Raw genomic sequence first — 13,872 nt, 5'->3', positions numbered from 1 at the left:
CCGATTCCGGGCTCAGCCTTCCGGGTCGACCGGTCAGGTCAGGCACGGTTTCCGGGAGTCCCGGTCAGGCCAAGTGGAATGTTCGCGGTGGTGGCGCTAGAGTGAACCTCTTTGTTCAGGCCCGCCCGGAAGGTTTCAGCTTGAGTTCCCCGAAAAACACCACGACCCGGCTGCCGGCCGACGTGAAGGTCATCCTCACCGTGCTGGTCGGTTCGGCGCTGGTGATGTTCCTCAACGAGACGATTCTGTCGGTGGCGCTGCCGTCGATCATGACGGACTTCGATATCCCGGCCACCACCGCCCAGTGGCTCACGACCGGCTTCATGCTCACCATGGCGGTGGTCATTCCCACGACCGGCGGGGTGCTGCAGCGCTTCTCCACCAAGCAGGTCTTCCTCGCGGCAGTGTCGAGTTTCCTGGCCGGCACGGTGGTGGCGGCCGCTGCACCGACCTTCGGGATTCTGCTGACCGGCCGCATTGTCCAGGCGTTCGGCACGGCACTGATCATGCCGCTGCTCATGACGGTGGCGCTCACCGTCGTTCCCGCGAACCGGCGGGGATCGATCATGGGCATCATCTCGATCGTCATGTCGGTCGCCCCGGCGCTCGGCCCGACGGTCTCGGGCTTCATCCTCAACCGTTTCACGTGGCACTGGTTGTTCTGGCTGGTCGTCCCGCTCATCGTCGTCGCGCTGCTGCTGGGCGGCTTCTTCATCCGCAACATCGGTGAAACCGTGCGCGCGCCCTTCGATCCGCCGTCCGTGGTGCTCGCCGCGCTGGCGTTCGGTGGTCTGGTCTACGCGCTGAGCACGCTCGGCACGAACCCGCAGCTGGCGCTCGCGATCGGGGCTGTCGGCATCCTGGCTCTCGTCGTCTTCGTGTGGCGTCAGCTCAGGCTCGAGACCCCGCTCCTCGATCTGCGCCCGTTCGCCATCCGCAACTACACGGTCTCCGTCGTCGTCGCGCTCCTGGTCATGGGCACTCTGCTCGGCGTGATCATGGTCCTGCCGATCTATCTCCAGACCGCCCTGGGAATCTCCGCGCTGGTCACCGGCCTCATGCTCATGCCCGGCGGCCTGGCCTCCGGGTTGCTGGCACCTTTCATCGGCCGGCTCTACGACTCCGTCGGTCCCCGCCCCCTGCTCATCCCCGGCGCCGTGCTGCTCGCCGGCGGGGTCTGGGCGATGACCCGTCTGGGCATCGACTCCACCGTCGGCGAGGTGGTCACCATGCACATCGTATTCTCCCTGGGGCTGGCGCTGATGATGACCCCGCTGATGACGACGGCGCTGGGTTCCCTGCCCTCGCGCCTGTACGGCCACGGCTCCGCGATCCTCAACACCCTGCAGCAGCTGGCGGGTGCCACGGGCACCGCGGTGCTCATCGCGGCACTGGCCTCGGGCACTCAGGCGTCCCGCGACCGGGGCGTCGACCTCGCGCAGGCCACCGCCGACGGCGCGCACACCGCCTTCATGGTGGCCGGTGTCCTGGCGATCCTGGTTCTGGTGGCCAGCCCCTTCGTGACGAAGGTCGCGGAGGAGCAGCAGGAGGAGGGCCAGGCCTAACCTCTCGGCTGGCCCTCCGCGAAACCGGACTCGGACTGCACCCCGACGACCGCGCGTTTCCGGAACGACGCCAGGTCGGCGGCGCCCGCGTAGGTGAAGGCGGAGCGCACGCCGGAGGTGATGCGGTCCACCAGGTGTTCGACGCCGCCGTCGCGCGGGTCGAGGTAGATGCGCGCGGTGGAGATGCCCTCCTCGAACATCGCCCGGCGGGCCAGCTCGAAGGCGGCGGCGTCCGCGTTGCGACGCTCGACGGCGCGCCGGGAGGCCATGCCGAAGGACTCCTTGTACATCCGGTCTTCGCCGTCGATGTGCAGGTCGCCGGGGGATTCGAAAGTGCCGGCGAACCAGGATCCGATCATGACGTTCGACGCTCCGGCCGCCAGGGCGAGGGCAACGTCGCGGGGGTCGCGCACACCGCCGTCGGCCCACACGTGGGCGCCGAGTTCCCGGGCGGCCGCCGCGCATTCGAGAACAGCCGAGAACTGCGGGCGGCCCACCCCGGTCTGCATGCGGGTGGTGCACATGGCGCCCGGCCCCACCCCGACCTTGACGATGTCCGCCCCCGCTGCCACCAGGTCGCGCACCCCGTCGGCGGTGACCACGTTGCCGGCCACCACCGGGACCTCTACTCCGAGGGCGCGGACCCGCCGGAGCGCGTCCATCATGGACTGCTGATGGCCGTGGGCGGTGTCGACGACGAGGATGTCGGCGCCGGCGTCGATGAGCGTCGCCACGTTCGCCTCAATGTCCGAGTTGATGCCGATGGCCGCGCCGACCCGCAACCGGCCGGCTGCGTCGACGGCGGGCCGGTACACGGAGGAGCGGAGCGCGGCGGAGCGGGTGAACAGGCCGACGAGGCGCCCGTCCGGGTCGACCACGGGGGCGAGCCTGCGGCTGGCGGCGACGAGTTCGTCGAAGGCCTCCTGCGGGGAGACACCGTCGGGCAGGGTCATCAGGGAGGTGGTCATCAGGGTCCGGACCTGGGTGAAGTTGTCGGCGTCGAGGAGGTCCTTCGCGGTGATCAGACCGATCGGGCGTTCGCCGTCGACGACCACGGCCGCCCCGTGGGCCCGTTTGTGCAGCAGGTTGCGGGCGTAGCCGACCGTGTGGTGGGGTTTGACGGTGATCGGGGTGTCGTAGACCAGGTGCGCCTGCTTCACCCTGGAGATGGTTTCCGCGGCGATGTCGGCGGGCACGTCCTGCGGCAGGATCGCCACGCCCCCGCGCCGGGCTATCGTCTCGGTCATCCGCCGCCCGGACACCGCCGTCATGTTGGCGACCACGAGGGGGATCGTGGTGCCGGAACCGTCGTCCGTGGACAGGTCCACCGAGAACCGGGAACGCACCTCCGAGCGGGACGGCACCATGAAGACGTCGGAGTAGGTCAGCTCGTGGGGCGGGACGGAGTTGTTGAGGAAGCGCATGTGGCCGACGTTACAAGTTCGCCGCCTAAGCGTCCCGGCTTCGCGCCATTCCGGGCCTCTGGCCGATGTTCGCTAAAGGCGTACATGCCCGTGACCTGCGAATACAGCCCAGTGATGGCACGGGAAACGGAAGAGTGCAAATAGTTTGCTACTCCCGCGCGTTAGAGTGGATGACAAGTTAGGCACAAAAGACAGGGGTAACGACATGTTTGAACGGTTCACCGATCGTGCACGCCGCGTCATCGTGCTGGCGCAGGAGGAAGCGCGGCTGCTCAACCACAATTACATCGGCACCGAGCACATCCTGCTCGGCCTCATCCATGAGGGCGAGGGTGTGGCGGCGAAGGCTCTGGAGTCCATGGGCATTTCGCTGGACGCCGTGCGCCAGGAGGTTGAGGAGATCATCGGTCACGGCACTCAGCCGCACACCGGCCACATCCCCTTCACCCCGCGCGCCAAGAAGGTCCTGGAGCTCTCGCTCCGGGAGGGCCTGCAGATGGGGCACAAGTACATCGGCACCGAGTTCCTGCTGCTCGGCCTCATCCGTGAGGGCGAGGGCGTCGCAGCCCAGGTCCTGGTGAAGCTGGGCGCCGACCTGCCGCGCGTGCGTCAGCAGGTCATCCAGCTGCTCTCCGGTTACGAGGGCGGGCAGGGCGCGAACCCGGAGTCCACCCCCGAGGCGGGCGCAGGCCCGGTCGGCGCCGGCACCGGTGCGGCCCGGGGAGGCGCCGGCCAGGGCGGACCCGGCGACCGTTCCAGCTCGCTCGTGCTCGATCAGTTCGGCCGGAACCTCACCCAGGCGGCGAAGGACGGCAAGCTCGACCCGGTCGTCGGCCGCGAGAAGGAAATCGAGCGCATCATGCAGGTGCTCTCGCGTCGAACCAAGAACAACCCGGTCCTCATCGGCGAGCCCGGTGTGGGCAAGACGGCGGTTGTCGAGGGCCTGGCCCTGGACATCGTCAACGGTAAGGTGCCGGAGACCCTCAAGGACAAGCAGGTCTACTCCCTGGATCTGGGTTCGCTGGTGGCAGGTTCCCGTTACCGCGGCGACTTCGAGGAGCGCCTGAAGAAGGTGCTCAAGGAGATCAACCAGCGCGGCGACATCATCCTGTTCATCGACGAGATCCACACCCTGGTCGGTGCGGGCGCGGCCGAGGGCGCGATCGACGCGGCCTCGCTGCTCAAGCCGAAGCTGGCCCGCGGCGAACTGCAGACCATCGGCGCCACCACGCTGGACGAGTACCGCAAGCACATCGAGAAGGACGCCGCCCTGGAGCGACGTTTCCAGCCCGTCCAGGTGCCGGAGCCCTCCGTCGAGCTGACGATCGAGATTCTCAAGGGTCTGCGCGACCGTTACGAGGCGCACCACCGCGTCTCCATCACCGACGGTGCGCTGGTCGCCGCCGCGAACCTCTCCGACCGCTACATCAACGACCGTTTCCTGCCGGACAAGGCAGTCGACCTCATCGATGAGGCCGGCGCCCGCATGCGCATCAAGCGCATGACCGCCCCGGAGGGTCTGCGCGAGATCGACGAGCGCATCGCCGACGTCCGCCGCGAGAAGGAGGCGGCGATCGACGCGCAGGACTTCGAGAAGGCCGCCGGCCTGCGCGACAAGGAGCGCAAGCTGGGCGAGGAGCGCTCCGCGAAGGAGAAGCAGTGGCGCTCCGGCGATCTCGAGGAGATCGCGGAGGTCGGCGAGGAGCAGATCGCCGAGGTCCTGGGCGCCTGGACCGGCATCCCGGTGTTCAAGTTGACGGAGGAGGAGTCCTCCCGACTGCTGCGTATGGAAGATGAGCTGCACAAGCGGATCATCGGCCAGGACGAGGCGGTCAAGGCTGTCTCGCGTGCGATCCGCCGCACCCGTGCCGGGCTGAAGGACCCGAAGCGCCCCTCCGGCTCCTTTATCTTCGCCGGCCCGTCCGGAGTGGGTAAGACGGAGCTGTCGAAGGCTCTCGCGGCCTTCCTCTTCGGCGACGAGGACTCCCTGATCCAGATCGACATGGGCGAGTTCCACGACCGCTTCACCGCGTCGCGCCTCTTCGGCGCTCCCCCCGGGTACGTCGGCTACGAGGAGGGCGGCCAGCTCACCGAGAAGGTCCGTCGCAAGCCGTTCTCCGTCGTGCTCTTCGACGAGATCGAGAAGGCGCACAAGGAGATCTACAACACGCTCCTCCAGGTTCTCGAGGACGGCCGTCTCACCGACGGCCAGGGCCGTGTCGTCGATTTCAAGAACACGGTGATCATCTTCACCTCGAACCTGGGCACCCAGGATATTTCGAAGGCCGTGGGCATGGGCTTCACCGGCAGCAATGAGACGGACTCCGTCGCGCAGTACGACCGGATGAAGAACAAGGTCAACGACGAGCTGAAGAAGCACTTCCGGCCGGAGTTCCTCAACCGTATCGACGAGATCGTGGTCTTCCACCAGCTGACCCGCGACCAGATCGTCCAGATGGTCGAACTGCTCATCGACCGCGTGGCGAAGGCCCTGGCAGCCAAGGACATGGGTATCGAGCTCACCGACAAGGCCAAGGCTCTCCTGGCCCAGCGCGGTTTCGATCCGGTGCTCGGCGCCCGCCCGCTGCGCCGCACCATCCAGCGCGAGATCGAGGACACCATGTCCGAGAAGATCCTCTTCGGCGAGCTCGGTGCCGGCGAGATCGTCACGGTCGACGTCGACGGCTGGGACGGGGAGTCGAAGGACACCGACAGCGCCACTTTCACCTTCACCCCGCGCCCGAAGCCGCTGCCCGAGGGAACTTTCTCGGAGATGTCTCCGGAGGCCGCTGAGGCTGTGCGCGACGTCGAAGCGGACACCATAGCCGCGGATGTCCCGGATGTCCCCGAGATCACCGACGACCTGTTCACTGAGGGTCTCGACGAGGGTCCCGCAGGCGCGGGGAGCTCGCAGCCCCAGCGCTAACGTCACAGGGTCCGCCGTCGGCCACCCTCCCTTCCCCCGGTTCCAGCCGGAAGAGGGGAGGGCGGCCGGCTTTCTGCGTGTTAAGATTTCCCCAGGTCGCGACGGTTTCTGTTGCGCAGGAACTCCGGTCACCGGGTGGGCCTGCCGTTGGTTGAACGTCCGCGACTTGAGAAGTCGGCGTGCCCACGGCACCGATTGTGAATCGCAGGCGCAGACCCGTGAGCATTTCCCCGACCGCCGGTCCACGGCCGTGAAGGACGAGAGCTACCCGCTCGGTTTCCTCCGGCTGAGCGGCGCCACGAAGACGGCGGTCGACTGGACGGTCGTCGTCCTGGCGGTGGGGGTGCTCATCACCGCGGTCGGGGCCATCGGCTCAGGTTTCCGCACCGCCTCCGGTGGCCGGGCGGAACAGTTGTTCCAGTTCGCGGAGAACCCTTTCATCGGCCTCATGATCGGCGTCCTGGCGACGGTGCTCACCCAGTCCTCCACGACCACCACCTCGATCACGGTGGGCATGGCGGCCGGCGGGCTGCCCATCGGGATCGCCGTCCCCATCCTGTTCGGAGCGAACGTGGGTACCACGATGAGTCGTCGTTCGTCGCGTTGGGCATGGCCAAAGACAAGGTCATGTTTCGCCGGGGTTTCGCCGCCGCCAGCGTGCACGACATGTACAACCTGCTCTCCGTGGCGATCTTCTTCCCGCTGGAGCTGTTGTTCTCCCCGCTGGAAAGGCTCTCCGCCTGGGCGTCCGCCAGGATCGCGGGGGAGGACGTGGGACCGGCGGGAAGAGGTTTCGAGGCCGCGGGTGCCGCGGTCGGCTACCTCACCAGGCCGGGGGTGGTCCTGCTGGAAGGCGCGGCCTCGCCGCTCGGCGAGGTGGCCGGCGGCATCACCCTGGTGGCGGTGGGTGTGGTGATGATCCTCGCGGTGATCACGCTCATCAGCAAGATGCTCAAGCAGCTGCTGGTGGGCACCGCGGAGAAGATCTTCGCCACCGCCCTGGGCCGGGGCGCGTGGTCGGGGGTGCTCTCCGGGACGGTGGTGACCATGCTGGTCCAGTCCTCGACCACCACGACTTCGCTGGCGGTGCCGTTCGCGGCCACAGGCAAGTTCAGCCTGCGGCAGATCTTCTACTTCGTGGTCGGCGCCAACATCGGCACTACTCTGACGGCGCTCATCGCGGCCTTCGGTTTCACCGGCATCGAGGCGCGGGCGGCTCTCGGCGCCGCCCTGGTCCACCTGTTCTACAATCTGCTGGCCGCTGCGTTGATCCTGCTGGTCCCCTGGCTGCGGCGGCTTCCGCCGGAGGGGGCGGACATCCTGGCGCGGCTGGCAACGGAGAACAAACTCTACGTGCTGGGCTGGATGCTCCTGATCTTCCTGATCATCCCCGGCACGCTGATCCTCCTCACCGTGGTGTTCTGAGACGTGCAGCGCCTTCCTGCCGGAGCCGAGATCCTGGGGGTGCTGCGGGAGGGCTGAGACCCCGTCACTCCTCCTATACTCGGCGGAGAAGCCGCAGCACAGTGACCAGACAGGAGACCGGCACATGGGTATCACGTTCCGCAAGCGAAAGAAGCTGGGCAAAAACAGCTGGCTGAATCTCTCGGGGTCCGGCGCGTCCGCCTCCACCCGGGTCGGCCCGGTGACCATCAACAGCCGCGGCGGCCTCTGGGTGAACCTGCCCGGCGGCCTGAACTACCGCGGCAGGTGGAAGTAACCCCGTCCGTCCTGTTCCGCCAGCCCGTCCTCGAGCAACGAGTGCAGGGCGCGTGAGCGTTGCGCCCCGTCGGGCCACACCACGTCGATGGCCGACTGCGGCACCGCCGCGTCGTTGGCGCGCAGCACGTCCATGATCAGCCCGCGCACCTGGCGATCGGTGCCGACGAACTTCTGCACCTTCTTCTTCGCCAGTTCCTCCGGGCTCGGTCGGGGGCTGCCGGCAGCCACCCAGGCGCACCCGGCACGCAGCGGACATTCGCCGCACGCCGGTGAGGCCGCCGTGCACACCAGCGCGCCGAGTTCCATCAGCGCGGCGGAGAACCGCGGTCCGCGGCCGTCCCCGGGCAAGAGCTCCGCCCCCGCCGCCAGCTCGCTTTTCGACGCCGCCCCCGCCAGAAAGCGCCCCTCCACTGCCCGGCGGTGCACCCGGCGCACGTTCGTGTCGACGACCGGTACATTCTTCCCGTACGCGAAACACGCCACGGCCCGCGCCGTGTAGTCGCCGATGCCGGGCAGGGCGAGGAGCTGCTCGACGTCGTCGGGGACTCGGCCGTCGTGACGCGACACGATCTGCCCGGCGCAGTCCAGCAGCCGCAGGGCGCGGCGCGGATAGCCCAGCTTGCCCCACGCGCGCAGCACCTCGTCTGGGGAGGCCCGAGCGAACGACGCCGGGTCCGGCCACCGGGCCATCCACTCCCGCCACACTGGTTCCACGCGGGCGACCGGGGTCTGCTGGCTCATGACCTCGCTGAGCAGGATGCCCCAGGCGCCGGTGTCAGGATGCCGCCAGGCCAGCGGGCGTTCATTGCGGTCGAACCAGGTCAGCAGGGGGGAGACGAACATGTTGGTCGAGTTTAGGCTGGCGTGCGACAATTGCGGTCATGCCCCTGAAAGATGTCGCAAAGGAACCCCAGGCAGTCTGGGATGCGCTGCAGGCCGGAAACCAACGGTTCGTCCTCCAGCAGCAGGAACGCCCCAACCAGGACATCGTCCGCCGCACTGAGCTGCGCGACGGACAGTACCCCCGCGCGGCGGTCCTCTCCTGTTCCGATTCCCGCGTCCCCGTCGAGATGATCTTCGACGTCGGCCTGGGCGACCTCTTCGTCGTCCGCACAGCCGGCGAGATCCTCGACCCCAGCGTCCTCGGCTCCCTCGAGTACGCCATCAAGTCTCTCGGCGTGGAACTGGTCGTGGTCATGGGGCACGAATCCTGCGGCGCGGTCGCCGCCACAGCGGAGGCCCTGTCCGGGGGGACGATCCCCAACGGTCTGGAACGCATCCTCATCGAGAAGGTCGCCCCCTCCATCCTCGAGGCGCGCGCCCGGGGGATGAACTCCAGCGACGACTTCGAACGGCAGCACATCATCGAGACGGTCGTGCAGATCAAGCACCGCCTCGCCCCGCTGCGCGACGGCATCGCCGAGGGCAGCTGCGGCATCGTCGGCCTGCGCTACAAGCTTTCCGACGGCTCCGTCGAGCACGTCATCGCCGACGGCGTCGAGTAGCAGGACACGCGGGGGACTGCAGGTTGCCACCCGCCCCGGACCACGCGAATTAGAGTGGAGGGCGTGAGCAACCGTAGCCCCCGCCGACTCCCCGAAGAGATCTACGTCCGCCGCCGCGTGGCCGCAGCCGTGGGCATCCTCGTGCTCGTCGGGCTGCTGGTCTGGGGGCTGGTGGCCGTGGCCGGCGGGGGCGGCGAGGAAACCGCCCCGACGCCGACACCCACGTCCACCGCCACCGCCGCCGCGGCCGTGACCTCCGAGGTCAGGAGCTCAACCAGCGCGGCGCCCGAGACATCGGAGACGGAGGCCCCCGAGAGCACCGAGGCGTCGGAGAGCGAGGAGCCGCGGGCCGAGGCCAAGGACAGTTGTGGGCTGGGCGATCTGCGGATCGTGGCCTCCTCCGACCGGCCCTCCTACGGTGCCGGCGTACAGCCCACCTTCTACATGACGGTGACCAACCCCACGGACGTCGACTGCGAGATCAACCTCGACGAGGACGAGCTGCGCTTCGAGGTCTACAACCTGGAGTCCAACGCGCGCGTCTGGGCGGACACCGACTGCTTCCCCTCCATCCTCACCGGCGAGGAGACCTTCAGCGCCGGCGATGAGCGCCGCTTCCAGGCGGTCTGGTCGCGGCTCGGCTCCCAGCCCGGCCAGTGCTCCAACCGCGAGGATGTGGGCACCGGCTCCTTCTTCGTCCACGCCGTCATCGGGGACAACCCCTCCGACGCGCACACCTTCAACCTGGGCTAGTTAGTTCAGCCTGGTCAGCCCCTCGTGCACGTGGCGGGCCCACAGGGAACCCACGTTGTCGATCTCCGCCAGTTCCTCCTCCGTCGCCGCCAGCAGGGCCTTCACATCGCCCAGCGCGGTGATGATCTTGTGCTTGAGGAACATCTGCACCCGCGGCACCCGGCTGAGCACCCGGTAGCCGCGCGGCACGATCCACTGCGTCAGCGACTCCTCCGTCGCCGGCAGTCCCAGGATCCGGGCGACGTTGGCGGGCTTGAGCAGGTCGGCGTCGGCGAGCGCGTCGAGCGCCAGGGTCGCCTCCCGCACGTCCTCGTCGGAGGGCGGACCCTCGGCCACCAGGTAGTCGCGGATGAGCAGGTCGATCTGGCGGTCGTTGTCGCCGCGCAGCTCGGTGAGCTGGAGGTTGAGCTGGCGTCCGTCGGTGCCCAGTTCGAGGACGTTCTGGTCGAGTTCAATGCCGACCCGCTTGACCAGCAGCTCCCGCTGCATCACCGCCACCACGTCGGCGACCGTGGCGTAGTTGTTGACCTCCGAGACGAACAGGCGCTGATTCGCATGGTCCAGGCGTGAGCGGTAGCGCTCCAGCGTGCCGAGCGCCTGGTTCGCGCGCGTGAGGATCGTCGCCGGGCTGTCCAGCACGTAGCGCTGCCCTTCGACATACAGGGTGATCACGTTCATCGACTGGCTCACGGCGATCACCGGCCGCCCCGACTGCAGCGCGGTGCGTTCGGCGGAACGGTGGCGGGTCCCGCTTTCCGACGTCGAGAAGCTCGGCGAGGGCACCACCTGCACGTTCGCGCGCCTGATGCGGGAAGCGTCGTCGGAGAGGATGACCGCGCCGTCCATCTTGCACAGCTCCCGCAGCCGGGTCGGTGCGAAGGGCACGTCGAACTCGATGCCGCCGTCGTACAGGTCGATGACCTCTGGGCCGTCGCCGATGACGATGAGAGCGCCCGTGCGGCCCCGCACGATCCGGTCGAGTCCGTCGCGCAGCTCGGTGCCGGGGGCCAGGTGCTGGAGGGTCTCCCGCAGGGTGGCGGGCGCGGGGGAGCTGGGGAGAGCAGTCATGGGGAACGATTCTACTCCTGTGGTTGATGAGGCAGGAGAGGGAGTTCCCTTACCCGCGCCGGGGAGAAACCAGGCCGATGGCCTCCCGGAGAGTGCCCGCCTGCGCCACCCGCATGCCGGGCACATCCAGGGTCTCCCCCTCGGGGACGACGGCGTATTCGTACCCCAACCGGGCGGCCTCCGCCAGACGGCGGCCCAGGTTGGGGACCCGGCGCAGCTCACCGGCCAACCCCACCTCGCCGATGACGACGGTCTTCTCCGGCAGCGGCTGCTCGTGCAGGGAGGACCAGGTGGCCAGGGCGACGGCGAGGTCGGTGGCGGTCTCCATGATGCGCACGCCGCCGACGGTGGCCACGTAGGCGTCCTTCTCGTTGGTGCGCTCGCCCGCGCGGGCCTGCAGCACGGCGAGCACCATGGGCACTCGGTTGGTGTCCAGGCCGGTGACCACGCGGCGGGGATTCTTGGCCACCGGGTCCACGGTCAGGGCCTGCACCTCGGCGAGCAGCGGGCGCACGCCGTCCATGGCGACGGTCACGGCGGAGCCGTCGGGCGTGCGCCCGCGGTGCGAGAGGAACAGCCCCGACGGGTCCGGCACCTCCCGGATGCCGTCGGCGGTCTGCTCGAAACAGCCCACCTCGTCGGTGGCGCCGAAGCGGTTCTTGATGCCGCGCAGCATACGCAGGGAGGACTGCCGGTCGCCCTCGAAGTGGAGCACCACGTCCACCAGGTGCTCGAGCACCCGGGGGCCGGCGACGTTGCCGTCCTTGGTCACGTGGCCGACCAGCAGGACGGGGATGCCGGAGGTCTTGGCCAGGGTGGTCAGCGCAGCGGTGACGGCGCGGGACTGGGCCACACCACCCGCGACCCCCTCGACGCCCGGGGCGTGCATGGTCTGGACCGAGTCGACGATCAACAGGGAGGGCTTGAGCTGTTCCACGTGCCCGAACACCACGTCCAGGTTGGCCTCGGCGGCCAGGTACAGGGTGTCTTTCAGCGCGTCTGTGCGCTCGGCGCGGACGCGGACCTGGCCGGCGGACTCCTCCGCGGTGACGTACAGCGCCTTACGCGTCCCGGCCCCGTCCGCCGCCGGCTGCGACGCCCAGCGGCTGGCAACCTCCAGCAGCAGCGTCGACTTGCCCACGCCCGGCTCACCGGCCATGAGCACCACCGACCCGGGCACCACGCCGGAACCCAGGACCCGGTCGAGTTCCCCGATGCCGGAGGGCACGGACGTGGCGGCGGTCGCGCTGATCCGGGTGATCGGGGTGGCCGGGGTCGCCGGGGTCAGACCCTGCGGCACCGCTCCGGACACCGCCGCGGAAGCGGCGGCGCCGGCCTTCGGGCCGGCCGCGGATTCGACCAGCGTTCCCCAGGAGCCGCATTCCGGGCAGCGGCCGAGCCACTTGGGGGAGGAGTACCCGCATTCGGAGCAGGTGTGGACGGATCGGGGTTTGCGCGCCATGGGGACCACCTTAGAACGCGAAACGTCCGCGCCCCCGGGTGGGGAGCGTGGACGTCGGCCAACAGGTGCGGCTAGTTGGCGGTGTAGTCGTTCGCCGTCTCCGGCTCACGGTGGAACGTGCCGGCCGGCAGCTGCTGCGCGGAGACAGTGGCGTTGACGGTGATCTCACCAGAGTCGAAGGTGAAGGTCACCGGGAGGTTGCCGCCGTAGGCGAAGTCCTGGTTGGGGAGGGAGGTTTCGGCGTACTCGATGCAGCCGGTGTTCTCCGAGCGGGGGGTGACCTCCAGCCCCGCGGCGGAGTCGGCGACGAGGACGCAGTCGCGGCGCAGGGTGGCGGAGTCGACCTCGACCGGGGTTCCGTCGACCTCGACGGACTCGAGCGTGTGCTCCGTCATGGTGGCGTCCTGGTTGATGGCGGTGAACTTCAGGGCGGCCTCGCCCTGGTCGTCCACCACGACGGTGACATCGCGGACAGCCACGGTACCGTCCTCGGTGTTGCCCTCCGCGCCGTTAACGGCGGCGACCTGCGAGGCGGTCTGGGTTACCTGGCCTGCAGAGCAGGACGCCAGTGCCAGCGCAGACAGAGCGGCGGCGGAGATGATGCCGCCGCGACGGGCGGCCGACTTCAGGGACTTCACGGGGGTGTCCTCCATCAGTTCAAGTTCATGATGCTGTTTCAGCAGCTTACCTTAGTCTCTCGTGTCCCCCGGCACACAGTTCCCGGCGAACCGGCCGCCGGAAGCGGGGGGAAGCGGGGGTGGGGGCGTGGCGCCCATTAGCGCTGGTGGGTGACGTGATAGAATCCGATGTCCAGTGCGCTGCCAATCGCACCAGAGGAGTGGGAATGAATTTCAAGGTCGGAGACGTCGTTGTCTATCCGCATCACGGCGCTGCCGTGATCGCTGACATCGAGAAGCGTGTGATGGGAGGGGAAGAACTGGAGTATCTGGTTCTGCAGATCAACCAGTCTGACCTGATTGTCCGTGTCCCGATCAAGAACTCCGAGATCGTCGGCGTCCGCGACGTCGTCGGCGAGGAGGGCCTGCAGAAGGTCTTCGGAGTGCTGCGCGAGACGGATGTGGAAGAAGCGGGCAACTGGTCCCGCCGCTATAAGGCGAACCAGGAGCGGCTGGCCTCCGGTGACGTGAACAAGGTCGCCGAAGTGGTCCGCGACCTGTGGCGCCGCGACCAGGACCGCGGCCTGTCCGCCGGCGAGAAGCGGATGATGGGCAAGGCCCGGCAGATCCTCGTCGGCGAGCTCGCGCTGGCGGACACCGTCGACGAGAAGAAGGCGGACGAGTTCCTCGGCAAGATCGAGGCGTACATCGAGGTCGACCCCGAGGATGCGCCGGAGAACGCCGAGGACGGCGACATCGACGTCGACCTGGACGACCTCACCTTCGACGACGAAGACGACGACCAGTAGGCGGGAGACGGCTGCCGTGAG

Annotated in this window: 12 protein-coding genes and 1 pseudogene; 8 read left to right on the top strand and 5 right to left on the bottom strand. The window is 68.6% G+C overall.

The genetic code is table 11. The features are described from left to right. Positions 1–140: 140 nt before the first annotated feature. Positions 141–1,565 carry an MDR family MFS transporter gene (locus B840_RS10730; protein ID WP_042622121.1) on the top strand — a complete coding sequence of 475 codons (1,425 nt, stop codon included), beginning with the start codon at positions 141–143 and terminating at the stop codon, positions 1,563–1,565. On the opposite strand, the gene B840_RS10725 is transcribed toward B840_RS10730, so the two are convergent. After that, a complete protein-coding gene (locus tag B840_RS10725; protein WP_042622120.1) occupies positions 1,562–2,989 on the bottom strand; it encodes a GuaB1 family IMP dehydrogenase-related protein in 1,428 nt (475 codons plus the stop codon). The genes B840_RS10730 and B840_RS10725 overlap by 4 nt on opposite strands. A 205-nt stretch (positions 2,990–3,194) precedes the next feature. Here B840_RS10725 and B840_RS13980 point away from each other — a divergent pair, with 205 nt between their 5' ends. The 4 genes and pseudogenes from B840_RS13980 to B840_RS13240 all read left to right on the top strand — a co-directional run bounded on the left by B840_RS13980 (position 3,195) and on the right by B840_RS13240 (position 7,635). Further along, the gene (locus tag B840_RS13980) at positions 3,195–5,915 is read left to right on the top strand and encodes an ATP-dependent Clp protease ATP-binding subunit (RefSeq protein ID WP_042622119.1); all 2,721 of its coding nucleotides are present in this window, start codon (positions 3,195–3,197) and stop codon (positions 5,913–5,915) included. Further along, positions 5,821–6,444, top strand: a pseudogene (locus B840_RS13860) (hypothetical protein); the annotation flags it as partial. The gene B840_RS13980 and the pseudogene B840_RS13860, both read left to right, overlap by 95 nt. 80 nt (positions 6,445–6,524) lie before the next feature. Continuing rightward, on the top strand, positions 6,525–7,340 hold the full coding sequence (locus tag B840_RS13855; RefSeq protein WP_052491177.1) for a Na/Pi symporter: 816 nt from the start codon (positions 6,525–6,527) through the stop codon (positions 7,338–7,340). A gap of 124 nt (positions 7,341–7,464) precedes the next feature. Further along, positions 7,465–7,635 carry a DUF4236 domain-containing protein gene (locus B840_RS13240; protein ID WP_084602988.1) on the top strand — a complete coding sequence of 57 codons (171 nt, stop codon included), beginning with the start codon at positions 7,465–7,467 and terminating at the stop codon, positions 7,633–7,635. Here B840_RS13240 and B840_RS10710 read toward each other — a convergent pair. Beyond that, complete coding sequence (locus B840_RS10710) at positions 7,614–8,480, bottom strand: HhH-GPD family protein (protein ID WP_042622118.1); 867 nt, start codon at positions 8,478–8,480, stop codon at positions 7,614–7,616. The genes B840_RS13240 and B840_RS10710 overlap by 22 nt on opposite strands. 38 nt (positions 8,481–8,518) lie before the next feature. Here B840_RS10710 and B840_RS10705 point away from each other — a divergent pair, with 38 nt between their 5' ends. Together B840_RS10705 and B840_RS10700 are read left to right on the top strand one after the other, a co-directional pair. Next, positions 8,519–9,142 carry a carbonic anhydrase gene (locus tag B840_RS10705; protein ID WP_042622117.1) on the top strand — a complete coding sequence of 208 codons (624 nt, stop codon included), beginning with the start codon at positions 8,519–8,521 and terminating at the stop codon, positions 9,140–9,142. A 63-nt stretch (positions 9,143–9,205) separates the two neighbouring features. After that, positions 9,206–9,895, top strand: a complete 690-nt coding sequence (locus B840_RS10700; protein WP_042622732.1) for a hypothetical protein — start codon at positions 9,206–9,208, stop codon at positions 9,893–9,895. On the opposite strand, the gene disA is transcribed toward B840_RS10700, so the two are convergent. The 3 genes from disA to B840_RS10685 all read right to left on the bottom strand — a co-directional run bounded on the left by disA (position 9,896) and on the right by B840_RS10685 (position 13,078). Then, positions 9,896–10,963: a DNA integrity scanning diadenylate cyclase DisA gene (disA, locus tag B840_RS10695; RefSeq protein ID WP_042622116.1), complete on the bottom strand. Its 1,068-nt coding sequence runs from the start codon at positions 10,961–10,963 to the stop codon at positions 9,896–9,898. A gap of 49 nt (positions 10,964–11,012) precedes the next feature. Beyond that, entirely contained in the window at positions 11,013–12,425 is a 1,413-nt protein-coding gene (radA, locus tag B840_RS10690) for a DNA repair protein RadA (protein ID WP_042622115.1), read from the bottom strand. Positions 12,426–12,496: 71 nt separating this feature from the next. Beyond that, positions 12,497–13,078 (bottom strand): hypothetical protein, encoded by a 582-nt coding sequence (locus B840_RS10685; protein ID WP_042622114.1) that lies wholly within the window; start codon positions 13,076–13,078, stop codon positions 12,497–12,499. 191 nt (positions 13,079–13,269) lie between these two features. On the opposite strand from B840_RS10685, the gene B840_RS10680 reads away from it, so the two are divergent. Continuing rightward, the gene (locus B840_RS10680) at positions 13,270–13,851 is read left to right on the top strand and encodes a CarD family transcriptional regulator (RefSeq protein ID WP_042622113.1); all 582 of its coding nucleotides are present in this window, start codon (positions 13,270–13,272) and stop codon (positions 13,849–13,851) included. Positions 13,852–13,872 lie beyond the last annotated feature (21 nt).

The organism is Corynebacterium marinum DSM 44953 (assembly GCF_000835165.1).
Taxonomy (GTDB): domain Bacteria; phylum Actinomycetota; class Actinomycetes; order Mycobacteriales; family Mycobacteriaceae; genus Corynebacterium; species Corynebacterium marinum.
This window is presented reverse-complemented; position numbering and strand designations above follow the sequence as displayed.